General features: G+C 66.8%; 16 protein-coding genes. 7 read left to right on the top strand and 9 right to left on the bottom strand.

The genetic code is table 11. The annotated features are described in order from the left end of the window. The first annotated feature begins 70 nt into the window (after window positions 1-70). Window positions 71-3,280 carry an adenylate/guanylate cyclase domain-containing protein gene (locus RCP37_RS05460; protein ID WP_308485948.1) on the top strand — a complete coding sequence of 1,070 codons (3,210 nt, stop codon included), beginning with the start codon at window positions 71-73 and terminating at the stop codon, window positions 3,278-3,280. On the opposite strand, the gene RCP37_RS05455 is transcribed toward RCP37_RS05460, so the two are convergent. From RCP37_RS05455 to RCP37_RS05445, 3 genes are all read right to left on the bottom strand, one after another. Further along, entirely contained in the window at window positions 3,261-4,736 is a 1,476-nt protein-coding gene (locus RCP37_RS05455; protein ID WP_308485947.1) for a PE-PPE domain-containing protein, read from the bottom strand. The two genes, RCP37_RS05460 and RCP37_RS05455, sit on opposite strands and share 20 nt — an antisense overlap. 65 nt (window positions 4,737-4,801) lie before the next feature. Further along, window positions 4,802-4,987 (bottom strand): hypothetical protein, encoded by a 186-nt coding sequence (locus tag RCP37_RS05450; protein WP_308485946.1) that lies wholly within the window; start codon window positions 4,985-4,987, stop codon window positions 4,802-4,804. Window positions 4,988-5,531: 544 nt separating this feature from the next. Continuing rightward, window positions 5,532-8,141 carry a helix-turn-helix transcriptional regulator gene (locus RCP37_RS05445; protein ID WP_308485945.1) on the bottom strand — a complete coding sequence of 870 codons (2,610 nt, stop codon included), beginning with the start codon at window positions 8,139-8,141 and terminating at the stop codon, window positions 5,532-5,534. A 248-nt stretch (window positions 8,142-8,389) separates the two neighbouring features. On the opposite strand from RCP37_RS05445, the gene RCP37_RS05440 reads away from it, so the two are divergent. From RCP37_RS05440 to RCP37_RS05430, 3 genes are all read left to right on the top strand, one after another. Continuing rightward, a complete protein-coding gene (locus RCP37_RS05440; RefSeq protein ID WP_308485944.1) occupies window positions 8,390-9,496 on the top strand; it encodes an NAD-dependent epimerase/dehydratase family protein in 1,107 nt (368 codons plus the stop codon). After that, window positions 9,493-10,581 (top strand): AI-2E family transporter, encoded by a 1,089-nt coding sequence (locus RCP37_RS05435; RefSeq protein ID WP_308485943.1) that lies wholly within the window; start codon window positions 9,493-9,495, stop codon window positions 10,579-10,581. The genes RCP37_RS05440 and RCP37_RS05435 overlap by 4 nt, the downstream gene beginning before the upstream one ends. Window positions 10,582-10,675: 94 nt before the next feature. Continuing rightward, window positions 10,676-12,532: a serine/threonine-protein kinase gene (locus tag RCP37_RS05430; protein WP_465270685.1), complete on the top strand. Its 1,857-nt coding sequence runs from the start codon at window positions 10,676-10,678 to the stop codon at window positions 12,530-12,532. Window positions 12,533-12,539: 7 nt separating this feature from the next. Here the strand turns inward: RCP37_RS05430 and RCP37_RS05425 are convergent, their stop codons facing one another. Then, a complete protein-coding gene (locus RCP37_RS05425; RefSeq protein WP_308485941.1) occupies window positions 12,540-13,169 on the bottom strand; it encodes a DUF4245 domain-containing protein in 630 nt (209 codons plus the stop codon). Window positions 13,170-13,234: 65 nt separating this feature from the next. Here RCP37_RS05425 and glpX point away from each other — a divergent pair, with 65 nt between their 5' ends. Genes glpX through RCP37_RS05410 form a run of 3 tightly spaced genes read left to right on the top strand, consistent with a single transcriptional unit; the run spans window position 13,235 to window position 17,045 of the window. Next, complete coding sequence (gene glpX / locus RCP37_RS05420; protein WP_192830883.1) at window positions 13,235-14,266, top strand: class II fructose-bisphosphatase; 1,032 nt, start codon at window positions 13,235-13,237, stop codon at window positions 14,264-14,266. Between the two features lie 25 nt (window positions 14,267-14,291). After that, a complete protein-coding gene (locus tag RCP37_RS05415) occupies window positions 14,292-15,686 on the top strand; it encodes a class II fumarate hydratase (protein ID WP_308485940.1) in 1,395 nt (464 codons plus the stop codon). A gap of 15 nt (window positions 15,687-15,701) precedes the next feature. Further along, complete coding sequence (locus RCP37_RS05410; RefSeq protein ID WP_308485939.1) at window positions 15,702-17,045, top strand: MFS transporter; 1,344 nt, start codon at window positions 15,702-15,704, stop codon at window positions 17,043-17,045. A gap of 767 nt (window positions 17,046-17,812) precedes the next feature. On the opposite strand, the gene RCP37_RS05405 is transcribed toward RCP37_RS05410, so the two are convergent. From RCP37_RS05405 to RCP37_RS05385, 5 genes are all read right to left on the bottom strand, one after another. Continuing rightward, entirely contained in the window at window positions 17,813-18,400 is a 588-nt protein-coding gene (locus RCP37_RS05405; protein WP_308485938.1) for a TetR/AcrR family transcriptional regulator, read from the bottom strand. Between the two features lie 13 nt (window positions 18,401-18,413). Then, the gene (locus tag RCP37_RS05400) at window positions 18,414-19,370 is read right to left on the bottom strand and encodes an oxygenase MpaB family protein (protein WP_308485937.1); all 957 of its coding nucleotides are present in this window, start codon (window positions 19,368-19,370) and stop codon (window positions 18,414-18,416) included. Between the two features lie 98 nt (window positions 19,371-19,468). Further along, window positions 19,469-19,933, bottom strand: a complete 465-nt coding sequence (locus RCP37_RS05395) for an Rv1419 family lectin (RefSeq protein WP_308485936.1) — start codon at window positions 19,931-19,933, stop codon at window positions 19,469-19,471. Between the two features lie 129 nt (window positions 19,934-20,062). Then, the gene (locus tag RCP37_RS05390; protein WP_308486951.1) at window positions 20,063-20,878 is read right to left on the bottom strand and encodes a polysaccharide deacetylase family protein; all 816 of its coding nucleotides are present in this window, start codon (window positions 20,876-20,878) and stop codon (window positions 20,063-20,065) included. 54 nt (window positions 20,879-20,932) lie between these two features. Continuing rightward, window positions 20,933-22,240, bottom strand: coding sequence for an RNA 5'-3' helicase PhoH2 (locus RCP37_RS05385; RefSeq protein WP_308485935.1), 1,308 nt, complete (start codon window positions 22,238-22,240; stop codon window positions 20,933-20,935). Between the last annotated feature and the right edge of the window lie 188 nt (window positions 22,241-22,428).

Raw genomic sequence — 22,428 nt, 5'->3', positions numbered from 1 at the left:
CCAGGTCCACTGGGAAGTTTCTCGGCGAACGCTGTATCCAGCTACCGGTCTGCGGTGACACGATAGCGACGTGAACGGCGTTGGGCCGCTGCCGGAACTGCCAGCCTTGGCGTGCAGTTCATGCGGCACTGGGCTGCCCGCGACCTTCAAGTTCTGCCACGAGTGCGGAGCGGCGGTTCTGGCCGCACCGATACCGGCTGAATACAAGCAGGTGACGGTGCTGTTCGCCGACGTGGTGCACTGGATGGACATCGCCGCGGCGGTGGGTGCCGAGCGGCTGCACGAGATCATGGCCGACCTCGCCGACCGCTGCGCGGCGGTGGTACAGCGCTACGGCAGCACGGTCGCACAGTGGACCGGCGACGGGATCATGGCGGTGTTCGGCGCCCCGGTTGCCGTGGAAGACCATGCTGTGCGGGCCTGCCTGGCGGCGTTGGGTGTTCAAGAGGAATCCAAGCGGCTTGCTGTCGAGGTCGCTGAGCGCGACGGTATCGAGCTGCGGTTGCGGGTCGGGCTGAACTCCGGTGAGGTGATCGCCGGCGGGATCGGCTCACGACAGTTCGGCTACGCCGCGGTGGGTGAGCAAGTCGGTATGGCCCAGCGGATGGAGTCAGTCGCGCCGCCGGGCGGAATCATGCTGAGCATGTCGACAGCCGGGTTAGTCGAGAGCATGGCTGCGCTGGGTGATGTCGAGTTGGTTCGGATCAAAGGCGCCTCCGAACCCGTGCCCGCCCGCCGCCTGTTGGGCATGGCCGAGCGGCATCGCGCGGTCCGACGTGCGGAGTCGATCTTGATCGGCCGGCACGGGGAGCTGGCCACCGTAGCGGCGATGGTGGACCGCGCGATCCACGGTTACGGCAGCGCGGCCAGTGTGGTGGGGGCGCCGGGCATCGGGAAGAGCCGGATGGCCCGGGAGGTCGCGGCGGCCGCGGCCGGTCGCGGCGTGAAGGTGGTGTGGGCGTTCTGCGAGTCGCATGCCGGTGACATCCCGTTCCAGGCCGTGTCGAGGCTGCTGCGGGCGAGCCTCGGTGTGGATGATCGGCGCGGCGAGGACGCCCGCGCACGGGTGCGAGACCGCTTTGGGCAGGCCGACGCGCAGGATCTGCTGCTGCTCGATGATCTGCTGGGTATCGCCGACCCTGCTGTGCCGCTGCCCCAGATCGACGCCGATACCCGCCGCGGCCGGCTGAAAGCGCTGGTCAACTCGGCGTCGTTGACCCGTACCGAACCGACCTTGTTCATCATCGAGGATGCGCACTGGATCGATGCCGTCAGCGAATCCCTGATCGCCGACTTCTTGGCGGTGCTCCCCCGCACCCCATCGCTGGTGCTGATCACCTACCGACCCGAATACCGTGGCACGCTGACACATCTACCCGGTGCACAGAAAATAGTCCTTGCCCCGCTGGATGATTCGGATATCGCGGCACTGACCGGCGAACTGTTGGGATCGGATCCTTCGGTCGGTGAGCTGGCCGCGATCATCGCCGGGCGAGCCGCCGGAAATCCGTTCTTCGCCGAGGAGATGGTGCGGGAGTTGGCCCAGCGCGGGACGCTGGCCGGCGAACACGGCGGCTACGTCTGCCGCACGAGGGCCGCGGACGTCACCGTGCCACCCACCGTGCAGGCGGCCATTGAGGCGCGAACCGATCAGCTCAGCAGCGGGGCCAAACGAACGCTGAACGCGGCCTCGGTGATCGGAGCACGCTTCGGCGCGCAGCTGTTGCCCGCACTGGGCGTCGATGCGGTGTTCGACGAGTTGCTCGAGGCGGAGCTTATCGATGAGATTGATCGCACCGCGAGCGCCGAGTACGCCTTTCGGCATCCGTTGATCCGCACGGTGGTCTACGAATCGCAGCTCAAGTCCGATCGCGCTCAATGGCACCGGAAGCTGGCCGCTGCGATTCAAGAACGTGCTCCCGGCTCGCTGGAGGACAACGCGGCGCTGATAGCCGAACACCTGCAGGCCGCGGGTGAGCTGCACGCGGCGTATGCCTGGCACATGCGCGCCGGGGCGTGGTCCACCAACCGTGATCTGGTCGCGGCTCGCGGCAGCTGGGAGCGGGCTCGCCGTATCGCCGATGCGCTGCCGGCCGTGGACCCAGAATATTTGTCAATGCGCATTGCCCCACGAACCATGTTGTGCGCCACTGACTGGCAAGCCCGAGAGGTCCAGGAAAGCCGCAGTCGCTTCGAGGAGCTGCAAGAGTTGTGCGACGCGGCCGGGGACCAGGTGTCGCTGGCCATCGGGATGACCGCGCTGGCCACCGAGCTGCTCTACGCAGGCCACTCACGTGAGGGCTCGAAGCTGGCATCCCAGCAGATGGCGCTGTTCGAGTCGATCGGCGATCGCTCCCCGACCATGGGCTTGGCGTTCATGGCGTTCGTCAACTGGCTCTGTGTCGGTGAATTCGGTGAGATCTTGCGGTGGTCGCAGACCATCGTCGACCTGGCCGAGGGCGACCCAGCCAAGGGCGCCAACTTCGGTGTGGGTTCACCTCTTGCGATCGCACTGGCATGGCGCGGCAGCTCCCGGTGGTGGCTGGGCCGTCCCGGATGGCCGCAAGACCTCCACGATGCCGTTGCGATGGCCCTAAGCAGCAACGCGGAAACCCTGGGCAGCACCGTCGCTTGGACCTACGGTTTCGCGTTGCAGTACGGGGTGCTTCGGCCCAGCGCCGCCGCGCAACGCGCCTGCGAGGAGGCGGTGCAATCTGCCCAACAGGCCAGCAGCGACCGCGCGCTCGGGCTGGCCGGCTATGCGCTCGGTGTCGTGCTGCTCAATCGGGACAACGCAACCGACCGTCATCGGGGGCTGGAATTGATCCTGCAGAGCCGCGATATCTGGCTGCGCAAGCGCGCCCTGTTCCTCATCCCGGTCACCGACGTGTGGGCCGCCCGGGAGAAGGCCCACAGCGGCGACCGCGACGCCGCCATCACCGCGATGCGCGAAGCGGTCGACGACTTGCGCGGTGCCGGAAATGTCTTCTACGGCATGTGGGCCACCGGCGTCCTGGTGGAGACACTGGCCGAGCGCGGCTCCGAGGGCGACCTGACCGAAGCCGACGAGGCGATCCACTGGCTGGCGAGCCTCCCGGCAGGTCAAGGTTCGGCGATGTGCGAGATCGTCATGCTGCGGTTGACTGCACTGCTGTGCAAGGCACGCGGTGACGTCGCGGCCGGCACCGAAGCGGTGAATCGCTATCGCGTCCTGGCGGAATCGCTTGGCTTCGAACGTCATATCGACTGGGCGAGGGAGCTTACGAGAACAGCTCCATGAAGTTGTCCAAGGTGCCGATGGCCGCGAACAGTGCCGGTGGAGCCCCGAGCAGCAGATCGAACGGGACCAGACCGGAATAAGCCGCCACCGGAAGCCCGATCGCGTCAAGAAGGTCACCGGCTAGAAGCTGGTCGACAAAGATGTTCGCGGCGTATGCGGGGAGGCTGGTGAACAGCGCACTGACCGCGTCGGCGGCGGGCAGCAGCGCCGAGTAGTCGTAGGCCAGCGTGCTGTTGATCATGGTGATGATGTCGGCCACCGGTGAATTGAGCGTCACGTCGGAAACCGGGAAGCCCGCGAGCGTGAGAATCCCCTCCATCACATCGTCAAACGTCGGGTTCTCGGGAGCGAATCCGTGGGTGTAGATCGAGTCCGCGAAGGGCAGCCAGGGCGCGAGCTGCTCTTCATAGCTGACCGGATTCGCAATGGCGTTGAGGGCGTCGGTGATTCCCTGCTGCAAGCCGCTACCCAATGCCGTAGAAAGCTGGCCCAGGTCGATCTGCGGGAACAACCCGAACGTCGTGGGGACATTCGCCGGCCCCTGATTCCATCCTTCGTCGATGCTGCCGTAGCCGAGGTTCACCAGGATCCGAGTGACAGGCTCCAGCAGGTCATACAGGGGCTGGCCGATCCCGGGGAGGAACAGCAGCGGCATCAGCAACGGCAGGCTCGCGCTCGGGATCATGTAGTAGTCGGTGAGGCCTTCGCCGGACAGCGCCTCGGATCCCGGCAGCAGAATCGCACTTTCGATCTGCTCGGGGGTGAGGTTCGCATAGATGAAGTGCTGGGTGAAGTTTCCTATCAGAGCGTTGAGGACCGACAACAGATTGAGCGGGTAGTGCGGAAAGTCGGCGCTGGCATCGTATTCGAGGGTGTAGATGTCGGTCGGATACAGATCCGACGGGGTCGGGGGGCTGAACGGGAAGTTCGCGGCGGTGAAGGCCCAGCTGTTGCCGGCCGGAAAATCGAAGGTGTTCAACAGGCCGCCGTTGGGGTTGTTGACATCGCCCACCAGCACGAAGTGCACCAGGTCGCTGGGGACACCCGCGTCGCGGAGTTGCGGCATGATCTGCGAGGCCACCGCGGCGCTCTGCGAGTAGCCGAAAACCACGAGGGGATTATCCGACGTCACCCCGCCGGCGGCGATCTGGTTTTGGATGTCGGAGAGCATGATCGGTTGTCCGTGGCTCACCGACGCCCCGAATCCCATGCTCTTGACACCGGTGATCGGATAGAGCTCGTTGGGCAGCAGCGCGGCCTGCATCGTGCCGGTGAAGCCGCCGGGCTCCAGATACAGCGTGTTGATCGCATCGAGAAACTGCGGGGGCGGCAGCATCGGGCCACCGCTACCGTCATACACCAATGCCGTACCGCCGCCGGTGAGTTGGATGTCTCGGGCCTGCGGGGCGGATGAATACGCCACTGGGGGGACGGCGATCAGGCTGGTGCCGGACACCACCGTACTTATGGCGGTTAAGGCGACCGGCAAAGTCGGTGCACGCCTCACCGTCCTTCGCGCCGTCACAGTCGGCGCATCTCTCGTGCCAACGCGGCGTTCTCGAGAAAGGAGCTGAGGTCCGGCGGATAGTGGAGCCGTTCCGGCCGAGTTCCACTGTGGAACATCGCCCCGATGGCTTCGATCGGATGAAGGTGCTTGAGGTGCGGCACGTGCAACGGATGGGCGTGTACCGCAGACAACGTGGACATGGGGGTCTTCTTTCTGCTGCACTGTGATCGGACGATCGTGACTCTGTTCCGACACGCAGTACGCAGTAGTGGACTACTGCAATCTCCCCCGGTTGCACCAGAGCAGTAACGAGTCCATCCCCTGCACCCGCACGACCATTCTCTCGAACGGCTGCGCGCAACGCAGCGATCTACTTCGGCGACGACTTAGTCAGCCGCATGGGTGACGACTTGGGCCACCGAATCCGGGAAAGCGCCCAAGGAATTCGAGGCTGACCGCCTATGCCTGCGCCCACCGCAATGCGGTCTGGTGCACATCTTCAACGGAGCCCCTGAACAGCTGGATGACTTGCAGGTTGAGGTCATAATGCGTCGCGACCCAGCCGATTCCGCGTTCGCAGTCAACGCGCAGCAAGGTGCCGTCTTTGGCCCAATCGTGACCGCACGATCGTGGGGGAATCATGTCAGCCCTCCCCGCTTAGTGCCTGGTATCGATGCGTCCATATCAATCATCACGGGCATGGGGCTGGTGTAGTTCAGTGGTGCACTACTGCAGTCTCCGTACCTACCGGCGGAGGGGGCGCAAGGCTGCGAGTTCGTCACGGCAGTTGGTGTCGGTCTTCAACATCGCCCGGTAGATGTGGCTTTCGACAGTGCGAACCGAAACGGTCAGTCGCTGGGCAATTTCCCGGTTGGACAATCCCGCGCTGATCAACATCACGATTTCTTGCTCGCGATCGGTCAGTGGTAAGGGCTGTGCGGCCTGGCGCAGCGCCGGGGTGCTCGCGCCACCGCATTGTTCGGCAAGGGCGGCGGCGCGGGTCGAGCAAACCAACGCTGTTCCCCGCAGGTCTTGGCGGCGGTACTCGATCGCGGCCTGGGCGGCAGCATCGACCGCGGCAACCAGATCCCCCATACGCTCGAAGTCCAGCGACACCGTGGTCATTTCCGCGGCATCTCCGTCGTGTAGCGCGGCGGCGAAGCGGGCTGCCAGGCCTACCCGCGGCCCCTCGACGACATCTTCGAGCTCGCGTAGTCGGGCCGCGCCGGTGCGATCCCCGAACTGAGCGGCGGTCTGCAGACAGATCACTTCCGCCGCGAATTGCCCTTTGGCCGCGGCTGCCTCGGCCGCCGACCTCACGACGGCAATCGCCTCCCTGAGTGCGCCCTGGCCTGCGACCACCCACGCCCGGGCCAGGCTCCGGTCGCAATCGAGCAAGCGGAACGGACGTGGCGACTTGTCGAGCGTGGCGAGGGCAGCGGCAGCCTCATCGATTGCACCTCGCATGGCTGCCGCGGTGATGCCAGGCACGAGATAGCGGTATCCCCAACCGATGGCATGGCTGGCGGACAATCCTGCTTCCGCCTGATCCAGCAGCCGGCACGCGGCGTCGAGGCGGCCCGCACCCAGGGCCGCCAGGCCCGCGACGGCGACACCGAGTGACCCCGCCGCCCCAGGTAGCTGGGCGGCCTGCTGTCTGACCCGCTCGGCCGCCTCGACGGCTTCGCCCACCCGCCCCGCCATCAGCAAGGCGCCGATGTGTGCATCGGCGATGTTGAAACTCATCTGCGGAGCGTCAAGAGAGCGGGCAGCGACGCCATACCCGGCCTCCGCGGTGGCCACGGCCTCGGCCGTCCGCCCCGCGTCCGCGGCGATGGCGGCACGCACCCAGGCGATCTCGGCGCCGACAACGGCGGGCAACTCCTCCATCTCAAGCGCTTCGACGGCCTGCCTCGCCGCATCCGGGCGGTCCACGGCAAACCAGTACACCGTGAGGAAGGCATCGATGTAACTGCGAGCCTGCCGCGGCACGGTGCGCGAAGCCTCATCGATAATTTCCTTCGCCCGCGCGGGCTCACCGAGCGCCCAGAGCATGTTGCTGGCCCGCAGAAACGCCAACCGGGCCCGCTCGCCGTCGGCCAAGTCGCTGGCGGAGATCTCGGCGAGCACACTGTCGGCCTCCCGACCACGGCCCAGCCACGACAATGCGTGTGCACGAACGAAACTCGACTCCGGCCCGCCACCGCCGCGGATCGCCGCTCCGGCAAGTCGTTCGGCGAGTGCCAAGTCCGCCAGCCAGACGGCGCCACGAGCGGCCTCGACCAGCAAATCGGCGTCGGGGGTGAGGTCGGAGTCGAGGCTCAGGGTGGCGCGGCGCACCACCACCTGGACGTCGTCTCGATCATCGGCTTTGGCGAGTTCAGCGGCCACCACTCCACGCAACCGCCGTAGCCGGGTGGCCGGCGCGCGGGCACGGCGCACTTCACCGTAGAGCGGATGTGCAACCCGTACTTGAACACCGCCGACCATGGACTCCAGCGTGATCAGGCCGCGAGTATCGGCCTGCTCGACTGCGACAGGATCGGTGATCCGGGTCAGGGCGGCCAGATCGATTGGCTCCCCGACTGCCAGCGTGTCGATCACATCGCTGATCGGCCCGGGCAGGGTTCCGAAGCGAGATTCGATGAGCTCGACCAGGCTGAGCGGCATGATCGGAGCCCCAATCCACCGCCAGTAGCCGCGCTGTTGCGCGATCCGGCCGTCGGCGACCTCCTGCTCGACGATGTGACGCAGATACAACACGTTGCCGTGCGTCAGCTTCCAGAGCCGCTGAACCGCATCAGAATCCACCGGTCCCGCCATAGCCGCCGACAGCAGCGTGGCGGTCTCCTCGATCGACAACGGCTGCAGGTCGAGCCGTTCGAACCGACCAGACGTCCAAATCTCATGCACCGCAGCGGGAATGGACTCGCCGTCACGTACGGTGAGAATCACCTTCGCCAGGTTCCGCTGCACGATCTGGTGCACGACGAAGGCCGACATGTCGTCGAGCAGATGCGCGTCATCGATGCCCACCACAACTGTGGCGCCAGCGGGGGCGGCCACCAGTGACTCGATCACCCCCCGCAACAACTGAACCGTGTCAGTAACTCCCGGCGGTGTCCACGCCGCGAAGGCGCCGAGCGGAATTGCGCGCGCCGCAGATGTGCCTACCGCCCAACGCGTTTCACCGCCCCGCGACTCGGCGGCCGACAGTGCCTCACGTGCAATCCGGCTTTTCCCCACACCCGAGGCACCATGGACAACGATTCCGGCGACATCCGAGGCCATGAGGGCGCTCTCGAAAGTCCGCATCTCGGCCGGACGGGCGGTCAAAGGCCACGACAAACGCATGATCCCGCCCTGATTGTCGCGCTCATAGCTACGCCGCCAATCCGGAATTTCATCCGACCGGAAAAGAATAGACTTATCCACCCTGACCAGCTACTTATCGGGCGATCGGCGCTCCGGGGCAATACCGGTTCCCGGACCGCCAGCGCCCTTCCCGACGCGACACTCCGCGAGGTGTTTCCCCAGAAGATCGGTCGCTGCCCCGGGTTTCCCGGCAAAATCGCGAGAACACTTTCCAATCGAGGGGTCTTATGGACACGGTCCTGGTTACCGGCGCGTTCGGGCTGGTCGGTTCGGCGGTGGTGCGGCAGTTGGCCGCCGATGGCCGCGCTGTCGTCGCGACGGACCTCGACATCCCGGCCAACCGCAAGGCGGTCGCCGCACTGCCGGCATCGGTGCAGGTGCGCTACGCCGATCTGACCGATCCGGCGGCGGTCGACGCCCTGGTCGGCACTGTCCGGCCGGCCGCGATCATCCACCTGGCCGCGGTGATCCCACCGTTCATCTACACGCGCCGCGACCTGGCGCATCGGGTCAACGTCGAGGCCACCGGGCACCTTCTGGCGGCCGCCGCCGCCCAAACCGAACCACGGGGTTCATCCGGCGGTTCCAGCTTCGGCTCTCCTGCGTCGAGCCTCGCTAAACCGCCCCGATTCGTGCAGGCCTCCAGCATCGCCGTCTACGGCTCACGCAACCCGCACACCGTCCCCGGCGTGCTGACCGCCGACACCCCTACCAATCCCGCGGACGTCTACGGCGACCACAAAGTGCAGGCCGAAAAGCTGGTGCGCGCCTCCCCGCTGGACTGGGTGATCCTGCGGCTCGGCGGGGTGCTCACCGTGGACCCGGGCTCCTACATGAAGCTCGACAACCTGTATTTCGAGCAGCTGCTCCCCACTGACGGCAGACTGCAGACCGTCGATGTCCGCGATGTCGCATCCGCGTTCGTCGCCGCCACCACCGCCCCCGTCATCGGAGAAACCCTGCTGATCGGCGGCGATGACTCGCACCGCCAGGTCCAGGGCGACGTCGCACCGGCGATGGCCGCTGCGTTGGGACTGGTCAACGGCCTGCCCGCCGGCCTTCCGGGTAACCCCGATCGCGACGACGACTGGTTCAACACCGACTGGATGGACTCCAGGCGCGCCCAGGAGGCACTGGGTTTTCAGCACCACTCCTGGCCGGACATGTTGGCCGAGACGGCGGCCCGCGCCGGCGCGCAGCGCTACCTGCTGCGGGCCGTCGCTCCCCTGGCCCGCGCCGTACTGCGCACCCGCGCCCCCTACTACCGCAGCGGCCGCCGGTTCGCCGACCCGTGGCAGGCCATCGCCGACAGATGGAGTGACCCGCGCCCATGAACCACGAATTCACTCCCACCCAACGACGCGCGCTGGCGGTCTTCACCGTGATCGCATTGGCGTTCGGCGCCTATTTCCTGCGCACCTACTTCGTGCTGATCGTGGTGGCCGCGGTCGGCGCCTACCTGTTCAACCCGTTGTTCCGGCGGCTCAACAGCAAGGTGTCCACCGGTCTGGCGGCTACCGGGACCCTGTTGGCCGCCTTGGTCGCCGTTATTGTCCCGGTCGGTTTGTCGGTCTTTCTGGCCGTCGTGCAGATCTCTCGCACCGTGGGCGAGGTTGCCGAATGGGTGCAGGCCACCGACCCCAACGCCCTGGGCGACAAGGTGCTGAAGTTCATCAACGGCACGCTGGCCAAGGTGCCGTTCGTGCACGTCGAGCTGACCATGGAATCGCTGCGCGGGGCGATGGTCAACGTGGCGCAGAAGGGCGGCGAGCTGCTGTTGCACGTGTTGCAGGGCGCCGTCGGCGGCGTGGTCGGCGCGGTCACCTCGGCGATCATCTTCTTGTACGTGTTCCTGGCACTGCTGACCCACCGCGAGGAACTGCACACGCTGATCCGGCGGCTCAACCCGCTCGGCGGCGAGGTGACCGATCTCTACCTGGCCAAGATGGGCTCGATGGTGCGCGGCACCGTCGGCGGCCAGTTCGTCATCGCGTTCTGCCAAGGCGTCGCCGGAGCCGCCTCCATCTACATCGGCGGATTCCACCAGGCGTTCTTTATCTTCGCGATCCTGCTGACCGCACTGTCGGTGATTCCCCTCGGCGGGGGCATCGTGACCATGCCGTTCGGCATCGGCATGGCGCTGTTCGGCAATGTCGTCGGTGGGCTGTTCGTGTTCTTCTTCCACCTGATCGTGGTGACCAACATCGACAACTTCCTGCGCCCGGTGCTGGTGCCGCGCGACGCCCGGCTCAATTCCGCACTGATGCTGCTGGCCGTTTTCGCCGGGATCGCCATGTTCGGCTTCTGGGGCATCGTGATCGGTCCGGTGCTGATGATCATCATCGTCACCACCATCGACGTTTACCTGGCGGCGTTCTCCAGCGAGGAGACGGGCGAGGAGCTGCTCGCAGACAGTTAGCGCACTTGCGTTTTGCCGCGCAGACGCACACTGCCGCAAGTTTCCGCACGCCGATGCGCATTCCTGGTCACCACGACGGCTTTATGATCCGTGCGTGGGGTCGGTCGGGTCGCGCGTGGGTACACGCTTCGGGCCGTACCAGCTCACCCATTTGTTGGGTCGTGGCGGGTTCGGCGAGGTCTATGCGGCCCACGACGTCGAGAAAGACCGCATGGTCGCTCTCAAACTAATGACTGCCGAGTACTCCGCCGACCCGGTTTTTCGGCAACGTCTGTTCCGTGAAGCCAGCACCGCCGGGCGCCTCAACGAACCCCACGTCATACCAATCCACTCCTACGGCGAAATCGACGGCCAGCTCTACATCGACATGCGCCTCGTCGAGGGCACCGACCTGCAAAAACTGCTCGCCCACACCGGCCATCTGAACCCCGATCGGGCTGTGTGGATCGTCCGCCAGATCGCCTCAGCACTCGACGCAGCCCACGCCGCCGGCCTGGTGCACCGCGACATCAAACCCGCGAACATCCTGCTCACCGGCGACGACTTCGCTTACCTCGCGGACTTCGGCTTGGCCAACGCCGCCACCGACACCAAACTCACCAACACCGGTACCACCATCGGCACCATGGCCTACCTCGCCCCCGAACGCTTCACCCATCTCGCCACTCCGGACCACCGCGCTGACATCTATGCGTTGGCGTGCGTCCTCTACGAATGTCTGACTGGTACGCAGCCCTACCAGGCCGCGGACCTACCCGCACTGATGGGCGCCCACCTCAATGCGCCTGTCCCCCAACCCAGCGCCCGCCGACCCGGCGTGCCGCCCGCATTCGATGACGTCGTCGCCATCGGGATGGCCAAGGACCCCAACAATCGCTACCCCACTGCCGGTGCACTGGCCACGGCGGCGCAGCAGGCGCTGGCCCCTCCACACCTGAACCCTTATCAGGCCCAGACCCAGGCCGCATCCACAGCACCGGCCTCGCCCAAACCAGCACGCCGACGCCCCAGCCGCCGCGCCGTGCTCACCACCGCACTGACGCTCGTCGGCCTCATCCTCGCGGTCCTGGGGATCAAGGCCCTACCCCACCCGACAGCACACCCGAAAGCCCAGGAGCGCAACGGAACCCAGCAGTCCGGCTCGCAGCAGAAGAGCCCCCCGGGACAAACCCAGTTGCAGTTCGACTTCCTCACACTGCTCGGCGTGACGGCGGACGGGGACGGCAACGTCTACGCCGCCGGAAGTCCGTGGAACACCATCACCGTGATGAAGCTGGCGGCCGGGTCCACCACGCCGATCGAACTGCCGATCTCAGACCTCAAGAACGCGTCCGACATCGCGGTGGACAGCACTGGGGCCGTCTATGTCGCCGACTTCACGAGCAAGCGGGTGCGGAAACTCCCCGACGGGTCGAGTTCGACGATCGATCTGCCCTTCCCCGAGCTCGCGGGCCCGGTCGGTGTGGCCGTGGACACGGACGGCACCGTCTACGTCAACGACCAGGTTAATTACGGAGACAACAACATCTGGAGACTCGCGCCCGGGTCGGATTCTCCTGTCAGGCTGCCGATCAGCGGAAGGTTTGTTCTGCCGTCGTTGGCAACAGACGCAGCAGGCAACCTGTACATGTGTCGCTTCGCCGGCCAAGTTGTGAAGCTAGCGGCCAGCTCGTACACCGAGACCGTGGTGCCGTTTACCGGTCTCCAGCGACCCGAAGGCGTCGCCGTCGATAAGGAGGGCAGCATCTATGTCACCGACACGAGCGCCAACAAGGTAGTCAAACTGCCCGCCGGCTCCGCGAGACAGATCGAGTTACCGTTCACCGGCCTCCAGAACCCATCGAATATCTCGGTCGATGCGACCGGCAGTGTTTACGTTGCCGACCTTGGCCAGGTTCGCATCAGCAATGGCTACGAGGGGCGGGGCCGCGTCTTCAAGCTGGTGACGTAGTAGTCCCCTACCGGCTCGCGGGCAGTGGCGTCTGCGACTGCACGCCCGCCGCCATGGTCCGGAACAGCTCAGGGCCGCCCGCGCCGGAGATCGCCAGCTGGGCCGCCCCCGCCTTTCCGGCCAACCGAGTGGTCCACACCTGATCGCCGTCGCCCTGGTACACCACCCAGCGGGTGCCGTCGACGTCCTCGGTCCCGGTCGGGTGTAGTCCGGGGCTGATGGACGCGACCAGCGGGACCTCGTCGGCGTTGCTCTGCGTCAGGCTGACATACATCCCGGTCGGGCTGATGTAGCCCACCCGCGAGGTGACCGCCCGCAACCGCTGGCCCTTAGCGTCGCTGCGCCCGTCGGTGATGCTGCCGCGGGTGCCGGAGTTGGGCTGCCAGCCCTCCGGCAGCTGCGGCAGTCGGACCGGGAACCCCAGGGTCTGCGCATCGGCCTTGAGCGCGGCGACGGCGTCGTAGGACGGCACCGGCCCGGCGGTGATGCCGCCCGGCCGAAAAGCGCACGTCCCGGCCAGACCAGCCAGCGCGACGCAGGCCAGAACCAGCGGCACCAGCGACCAGAACATGTCGCGCCAGTCCTGCAATATGCGTGGTTTGGCAGGCTTGGGCGCCGGTTGGGGCTCTGTGGTCACGGACGCCAGTATCCCAGCTCGCTAGTGCTGATCTGGTTCTGGGAGAATCAACAGCCGTGACTGGCATGACGGGACCCACGCGACGCGAAGCCCCAGACCGCAACCTGGCCTTGGAGCTGGTGCGGGTAACCGAGGCCGGTGCCATGGCATCCGGCCGCTGGGTGGGCCGCGGCGACAAGGAAGGCGGCGACGGCGCGGCCGTCGACGCGATGCGTGAACTGGTGAACTCGGTGTCCATGCGTGGCGTCGTGGTGATCGGCGAGGGCGAGAAAGACCACGCGCCGATGCTCTACAACGGCGAAGAGGTGGGCAACGGCGACGGCCCCGACTGCGACTTCGCCGTCGACCCGGTCGACGGCACCACACTGATGAGCAAGGGCATGCCCAACGCCATCTCGGTGCTGGCGGTGGCCGAGCGCGGCGCGATGTTCGACCCGTCGGCGGTGTTCTACATGAACAAGATCGCCGTCGGCCCCGAGGCTGCTGACGTGCTGGACATCACCAAGCCGATCGCGGACAACATCGCCGCGGTCGCCAAGGTCAAGGGCCTGTCCGCCCGGGACATGACGGTGTGCATCCTCGACCGGCCCCGGCACGCGCAGCTCATCGCCGACGCACGGGCCACCGGCGCCCGCATCCGGCTGATCACCGACGGCGACGTGGCCGGCGCCATCTCGGCGTGCCGGCCCGACTCGGGCACCGACATGCTCGCCGGGATCGGCGGCACCCCCGAGGGCATCATCGCCGCCGCCGCGATCCGCTGTATGGGCGGAGCGATCCAGGCCCAGCTGGCGCCCACCGATGACGCCGAGCGGCAGAAGGCCATCGACGCCGGCTACGACCTGGACGCGGTGCTGACCACCGAGGATCTGGTCTCCGGTGAGAACGTGTTCTTCTGCGCCACCGGCGTCACCGACGGCGACCTGCTCAAGGGGGTGCGCTACTACCCCGGCGGCTGCACCACCCAGTCGATCGTGATGCGCTCCAAGTCCGGCACCGTCCGGATGATCGAGGCCTACCACCGGCTGTCGAAGCTCAACGAGTACTCGGCCGTCGACTTCACCGGCGACTCTCACGCCGCCTACCCCCTGCCCTGACCGTCAAGCGAGGACCTAAAAAGCTATGAGCGAGATCGAATACCGCATCGAACACGACACCATGGGCGAGGTCCGGGTGCCGGTCGCCGCGTTGTGGCGCGCGCAGACCCAGCGCGCGGTCGAGAACTTCCCGATCTCCGGGCGCGGCCTGGAGCGCACCCAGATCCGGGCGCTCGGCCTGCTCAAGAGCGCGTGTGCGCAGGTGAACGCCGACCTGGGCCTGCTGGCCCCGGAGAAGGCCGCCGCCATCAAGGCCGCCGCCGCCGAGATCGCCGACGGTAAGCACGACGACCAGTTCCCCATCGACGTGTTCCAGACCGGCTCGGGCACCAGCTCGAACATGAACACCAATGAGGTGATCGCCTCGATCGCCGCCGCGGCCGGCGTGACGGTGCACCCCAACGACGACGTGAACATGTCGCAGTCGTCCAACGACACCTTCCCGACCGCCACCCACATCGCGGCCACCGAAGCCGCCGTGCGCCACCTGATTCCGTCGCTGCAGGTGCTGCACGACGCGCTGGCCGCCAAGGCCGCGCAGTGGCGCACCGTGGTGAAGTCGGGCCGCACCCACCTGATGGACGCCGTCCCGGTCACCCTGGGTCAGGAGTTCTCCGGCTACGCCCGCCAGATCGCTGCCGGCATCGAGCGTGTGCAGGCCACCCTGCCCCGCCTGGGTGAGCTGGCGATCGGCGGCACCGCCGTCGGCACCGGCCTGAACGCCCCGGACGGCTTCGGCGCCAAGGTGGTCGAGGTGCTGGTCGCCGAGACCGGGATCACCGAACTGCGTACCGCCGCCAACTCGTTCGAGGCCCAGGCGGCGCGCGACGGCCTGGTCGAGGCATCGGGCGCGCTGCGCACCATCGCGGTGTCGCTGACCAAGATCGCCAACGACATCCGCTGGATGGGGTCGGGCCCGCTGACCGGCCTGGCCGAGATCCAGCTGCCGGACCTGCAGCCGGGCAGCTCGATCATGCCGGGCAAGGTGAACCCCGTTCTGCCCGAGGCGGTCACCCAGGTGGCGGCGCAGGTGATCGGCAACGACGCGGCCATCGCCTGGGGCGGCGGCAACGGTGCCTTCGAGCTCAACGTCTACATCCCGATGATGGCGCGCAACATGCTGGAGTCGTTCACGCTGCTGTCCAACGTCTCGCGTCTGTTCGCCGAGCGCTGCATCGTCGGGCTGGTCGCCAACGAGGAGCACCTGCGTGAGCTGGCCGAGTCCAGCCCGTCGATCGTGACGCCGCTGAACTCCGCGATCGGCTACGAGGAGGCCGCCGCGGTGGCCAAGCAGGCCCTCAAGGAGCGCAAGACGATTCGCCAGACCGTGATCGACCGCGGCCTGATCGGCGACAACCTGTCGGAGGCCGAGCTGGACAAGCGCCTCGACGTGCTGGCCATGGCCAAGGTGAAGGACTAATCCGCCAGGCCGCGGATGAACGCTGACCCCGCCGCGGCGGCGCTGGGCCGGGTGACGCTGGCGAAAGTCTCTCGTCGGCTCATCCCGTTCCTGGCGCTGCTGTTCTTCGTCAACTACCTGGACCGGGTCAACATCGGCTTCGCCGGGCCCAACGGGATGAACGCCGAACTCGGCCTGACCGCCACCACGTTCGGGTTCGCGTCGGGGATCTTCTTCTTCGGCTACCTGTTGCTGGAGATACCCAGCAACATCGCCCTGCATAAGTTTGGCGGTCGACGCTGGCTGGCCCGCATCATGTTGACCTGGGGAATCGTCAGCACCGCAATCGCTTTCGTGCCCAACGCAGCGACGCTCGTCGCACTGCGGTTCCTACTGGGCGTAGCCGAAGCCGGCTTCTTCCCGGGCATCATCCTGTACCTGACGTTCTGGTTCCCGGAGAAGCACCGATCCCGGGCGGTCTCGCTGTTCATGGTGTCGGTGCCGGTGTCCACGGCCATCGGCTCCACCCTGTCCGCACTCGTCATCGATTGGGGCCACGGCGTGTTCGGCCTGGCCGGCTGGCGGTTCATGTTCCTGGTCGAGGGGCTGCCGGCCATTGTGCTGGCGTTCGTCTGCTGGCTCTACCTGACCGATCGCCCAGCTCAAGCCGACTGGCTCGACGCCGACGAGCGGCAATGGCTGGAAACCACGTTGGCCGACGAGCGTGCGGCGGCCGAGGCCGGTCAGCACTGGCCGCTGCGCAAGGCGCTCAGCCACCCCAGGATCCTGGCGCTGGCGTTCATCTACTTCGGGATCGTCTACGGGCTGTACGCCGTTGGATTCTTCCTGCCGACCATCATCGCGGGATTTCAGCAGCAGTACGGCAGCCACCTGAGCATCATCGGGCGCGGTCTGGTGACCGCCATTCCCTACGCCATCGCCGCGGTCGTAATGGCGCCCTGGGCTCGCCACGCCGACCGGACCGGAGAACGCGTCTGGCACGTGGCGATCCCGGCGATCGTCGGCGGGATCAGCATTCCGGCGGCGCTGTATATGGCCAACCCGTACCTGGCGATGGTCGCGATCACCCTGACGACGTGCTCGATCATGTGCGCCATGCCGGTTTTTTGGGCATTGCCCTCGACGTTCCTGACCGGGACCGCGGCGGCCGGCGGCATCGCGTTGATCAACTCGCTGGGCAACATCAGCGGCTTCGGGGGCCCCTACGTCACGGGTTGGCTCACTGATCTGACCGGCGACGGCAAGGCCGCACTGTGGGTGGTCGGGGCATTCTCGCTGGCCTCGGCCGCCGTTGTTCTGCGTCTCGGTTCCGCCCCCAGGCCCAGCAACGAGTCGTTGTCGACGCAAAAGCCCTGTTAGAGCACCGCGCGCGTGCGAAACTGATCCCCGAGAATCGTTTGCTGACCCGGCTTGAGGAGTTGGCATGGGACACGGACGCACCCTAGGCGCCCTCGTCGCGCTGACCACTGCGATCATGTTCGTCATCTGCGGCTGTGCCAGCGAGCCCAGCACGGTGAGCCCGGTTCCGACAGTCACCAAGACGACCCAGCAAAAATCCGGCCAACACCACGATTCCGGCGGATCAGGCCAGCACGACGCCGGAACAACATCGCAACCGCAGACATCCTGCCCTGATGGCAGCACAGTTCCCGCCGATCAAACCTGCCCGACGCCGGTCACCACGGAATGCCCTGGTGGCACAACTGTTACGGGGACCGAGACGTGCCCGACCCCAGTCACCTGCGGCAACGGGTCCACGGTGTACCCACCCCAAACGTGCCCCACCCCAACCTCATGCTCCGACGGTTCCACCGTCTACAGCCCTCAGACGTGCCCTACTCCCCCGGTCAAATGCCCCGACGGTTCAACCGCGCCAAGCTCCGGCGACTGCCCTCCCTTGATTCACAACCAGGTGGCGCCTGGATTCACCTGCCATGCCGGGAGCGGCATCGTCGGCCCGTACTGCGACTGCCCATCCGGCTGGGACTACGTGGGCAACAATGACGGCTCAAACGGCAAGTGCGTGGCTGCGGGGGCGGGGGCGGTTCCCCATGCCACTCCCCTCCAACCCTCGCTGGACCAGGACACCAAGATGCTCAGCCAGCACGTCAGCGTGCCGGGCACGGCTACCAGACCAGCGGCGCCAGATACTTATTCGCGTAAGCACTGACCGCCTCGTCGTCAGCCGGGTCGAGCACCGACGTCGGCACCTGGGCGATCGAAGCGGCCAGGCGCACATGCACTTCGGCGGCAGCCACCAAGTCGTCGTCGGGCATGGTGGCTCCGGCGGCGCGCAGTGCCTTGGCCATCGCGCTCGACGCGCTTTCCAGAAATGCTTCGGCCTCCTGGTACATCCCGGCCATCATCGGCACACCGGCATCAAGCCGGAGCAGCTTCCGCACAACCGGATCGGTGGTCAGCAGCCGCAACCCGGCACGAAACGCCGCAACCGCTGCGCTTTTCGGCCCGGAATCCACCGCGACCGTGCGCAACTGAACCATCGCATTGTCGAAGGCCCGCCGACCGAGCTCGGTGATCAGTGCGTCGCGAGTCGGGAAGCGCCGGTACAACGTACTGCGGCTGACCCCCGCCTGGCGGGCGATGACATCAAGGCTGGCGCGGCCCACCCCGACCAGCCCGACTTCTTCGGCGGCCGCTTTGAGGATGGCCGCCTCTTGCTCGGCTGGGCTCGCGGTACTGCGTCGCGATGTCATCGGCACCAGTGTGTCATCCCATCGGACAGACGCCGGGCGGCGCAAAGGAATCCAGCGCGACCGAGCGGTGCATCTTCACCAGCTTCTCGTACTGCAGACGGTTGTAGGCCAGCGGCACCAGCACGACGCGATCGGGCAACACCCGCCACGCCATCTGCAACAACTGGGTGTAGAAGTTGAATTCGACGTCGTGGTGCGGCTGCCACCGGAAGCCGGTCAGCTCCCGAACCCCGGGATGCATGATCCCGAACGAACAGATCTTCACCACGCGTCCGGCCCCCGCGCTGACGACCGACCACAGTGGAGCGGCCGCGGCCCGCACCGGGGCCGGCAGCGCCGACGGCAGCGGCAACTTGCCCAGGCCGGCGGTGACCCGATCCAAGAATGGGTTGGCCGCCAGGTCGGTCTGCACCATCTGGTCGTAGTACTCGGCAGCCTCGACGTAGGTCGCGGGGAACTTGCCGGACTTGCCGGGCAGCTCCAGAGCGCTGAACGCCTCGACCAGTTGCTGGTAGGCCGCCTCCCGCTCGGCGTCATTCCATTTGATGCCGGTGACCGGGGTGAACGAATTGAGGGTCACGAACATGCCGCTGACGGCAATCCAGTTCCACAGCCGCGGGTTCAGCGCGCTGTAGCGGACATCGGCGAAGTCCCCCTTGCCCTGGCCGTGAACGTCGCGGTGCATCCGCTTGAGGCGCTCACCTTCGGCGGCGCGGTCTTCGGCATCACCCCAGATGGCAAGCAGCGCAGAGAATCCGCTACGGATGGCACGGTCGGTGAAGTTGCGTTCGAAGCGCCCGGTCTTGTCCACCGCGGCGGCCACCGGTACCAACGCCACCTCGTCGAACGCCGCGGCGCCGAAAAGGCCCGACAACACACTGCCGGAGTGCCTGCGGAACTGGGCCATCACCTCGGGCCGAACCCGTGCGGCAGGGTCGATGCTGGTGACGCGACTGATCACTGCCGTCATCTGAGGCCTCCTCGACTCACTTGACACAAAGAATAGTTTTTTGTGTCAAGGTGTCAATAGCCCGCGCCTCCAGAAGGGCAGCGGGTCATCGCCCCACGTCACGCAGCGCTATCCCAGCCCTGCTCGGGCGCGCCATTGCAGATGCGGGTGGACACCCAAGTCCCCGGATCCGGGCCGCCGAGGACGGAGAGGCAACCACCAAGAATGACCGTGATCTGGCCGTTGGGATCGATGGCCCAACGCCGACTGTTCCAACAGGCCAGGACATGCGCCGTCGCCGAATCTTCCACACTCAGGCACTGCCCGGGGAAAGCCGTGCTCTCGATTCGCCCGTCACCGTTGAGATTCCAGCGCTGGGAGTCCGTCCCATTGCAAGGGTTGATCACCACCGGGCTGTAAATGCCCACACCCGGGGCGTCCAGACACACATCACCTAGCCGGCTTCTCAAGTGAACGGGGCCGTCGGCACTTGCCCCGCCAGCGCTAAGCACCGCGACACCGCACACCGCGCCGAATAGGACAAGGACCTGGCGCACCCCGCCTTGCAACCGCGATTCCTTCACTTCGGCTCCGTCCTGTCGTTCTGAGCTACCTCATCCGCCAGTACAGCCGATGTGCCGCACGCACAAAGGTTCTTCACCCAATCTCGGTTTTCGGGACCCCACCGGCGAGACCCGAATCCCGGGCCGCGCTCACGCGCCGTTGTTGGGTCCCCCGGAGTTCGCCCCGGCAATATCGGTGATCGGGAAATTCGGCATCGGCGGCGGCGACGGCGTCGCGGGCAATCCCGGGATGTCCGCGGGTGGGATGTCCTGCAGCTCATTGACCGGCGGGCCGTTGTCCCGGCCCCCGTACACGCTGCCCGGCGCGCGCGGGCCGAGCAGCTGGCTGACCGTAACCACGTGGTAGCCATTGGCTTTGAGCACCGGCAGGAACTGGTAGACCAGATCCACGGTGGACGAGTAGGTGTCGTGGAACAACACCACCGACCCGGGCTTGATCTGGGTCATCAGCATGTAGCGGGTGGCATTGGTGTCGGCGTCGTTGATCCAGTCGAACGGGATGACATCCCACAGGATCGCCGCCTGTCCGGCCTCGGCGGCCCGCGCGTTGACCGCCGCGTCGGTCAGCCCGCCGGGTGGGCGCCACAACGTGGGCGTGATGCCGGTGGCGGAACGGATCGCGTCGGTGGCCTTGGCGAACTGCGCGGGCACGTCCGCTGCCGGGATCGTGGTCATGTTCGGGTGTTCCCAGGTATGACTGCCGATCTCCATCCCGGCGTCGGCGATCCGCTTGGCGCCCGCCGGGTCGGCAGCCACCTTGTTGCCGATCAGGAAGAACGTGGAGCGCGCACCGGCGTCGTTCAAGATCCCCAACAGCCGGTCGGTGTAGGGCGAGGGACCGTCGTCGAAGGTCAGCGCCACACACTTGTCCACGGCGCAGTCGACCGGCTCGGCCGACGCCTCGTGGACATGGCTGGTGCAGGCGCCGAGCACCGCAACGGCCATCGCAACCACACCGACATGCCAGGGTTTTGCCACCCCGGCAGCCTACCGGGGGGCTCAGCTCAGGTCGGGTCCGCTGATCTCCTCGAGCATCTCGGTGACCAGGGCGGCGATCGGCGAACGTTCGCTGCGCAGCAGGGTGATGTGGGCGAACAGCGGGTGACCCTTGAGCTTCTCGATCACCGCGGCGATGCCGTCGTGCCGACCGACCCGCAGGTTGTCCCGCTGCGCGACGTCGTGGGTGAGCACCACCCGCGAGCCGGTGCCCAGCCGCGACAGCACGGTCAGCAGCACGTTGCGCTCCAGCGATTGCGCTTCGTCGACGATCACGAACGAGTCGTGCAGCGAGCGGCCGCGGATGTGCGTCAGCGGCAGCACCTCGAGCATGCCGCGTGACAGCACCTCCTCGAGCACTGCCGGGCTGGCCAGGCCCTCGAGGGTGTCGAACACCGCCTGAGCCCAGGGCCCCATCTTCTCGTTCTCGCTGCCCGGCAGGTAACCGAGTTCCTGACCGCCGACGGCGTACAGCGGCCGGAACACCACCACCTTGCGCTGGGTGCGCCGCTCCAAGACCGCCTCCAGGCCGGCGCACAGCGCCAGCGCGGACTTGCCGGTGCCGGCCTTGCCGCCGAGTGAGACGATGCCCACCGATTCGTCGAGCAGCAGATCCAGCGCCACCCGCTGCTCGGCGGACCGTCCACGCAGGCCGAACGCCTCCCGGTCGCCGCGGACCAGCTGGACCTGCTTAGCCGCGTTGACCCGGCCCAAGGCATGCGAACTGCCGGCGAGCAGGCGGATTCCGGTGTGGCACGGCAGATCCCGTGCAGCGGCCAGATCGATTTCGCCCTCGTCGAACAGGGCGTCGACGTCTTCGATAGACGCCTCGACCTCGTCCATCCCGGTCCAGCCGGAGACGATGACGTCCTGGGCGTGATATTCGTCGGCAGCCAGACCCAGCGCGGCGGCCTTGACCCGCAGCGGGATGTCCTTGCTCACCAACGTGACGCGGCGCCCTTCGGCCGCCAAGTTGGCCGCACAGGTCAGGATCCGGGAGTCGTTGCTGTCGGTGCGGAACCCGGTCGGCAGCACCGCCGGGTCGCTGTGATTGAGCTCGACGTGCAACGTACCGCCCTGCGTCCCAACGGGAATGGGCTGGTCGAGCCGTCCGTGCTCTAGTCGCATGTCGTCGAAGATGCGTAGCGCCTGGCGGGCGAACCAGCCGAGCTCGTGATGGTGGCGTTTGGCCTCCAACTCACTGATGACCACCAGCGGGACGACAACCTCGTGTTCGGCGAACCGGGTGCAAGCCCACGGGTCCGACAGCAGTACGGAGGTGTCGAGCACGTACGTCCGGATTTCAGGCACTAAGCGCTCCAGCGGTGAGGGCACGCGCGACCCCGCGCGAACATTTCGACGGGGGGCACGGCACAGGACCGGGGCCGGTCCTGTCGTAATCACGACCGGTGGTGCCGATGAGACAGCGAAGCGTGTGGCTAGCCATCGATTGCGACGGTACCCCCGTCGGCGCGTGCGCGCTGCGCAGGCGCGCCGGA

It is taken from the genome of Mycolicibacter sp. MU0102, from assembly GCF_963378105.1.
Classification (GTDB): Bacteria; Actinomycetota; Actinomycetes; order Mycobacteriales; family Mycobacteriaceae; genus Mycobacterium; species Mycobacterium holstebronense.
The sequence above is the reverse complement of the archived record's forward strand: the minus strand, read 5'-3'. Positions and strand labels throughout refer to the sequence as shown.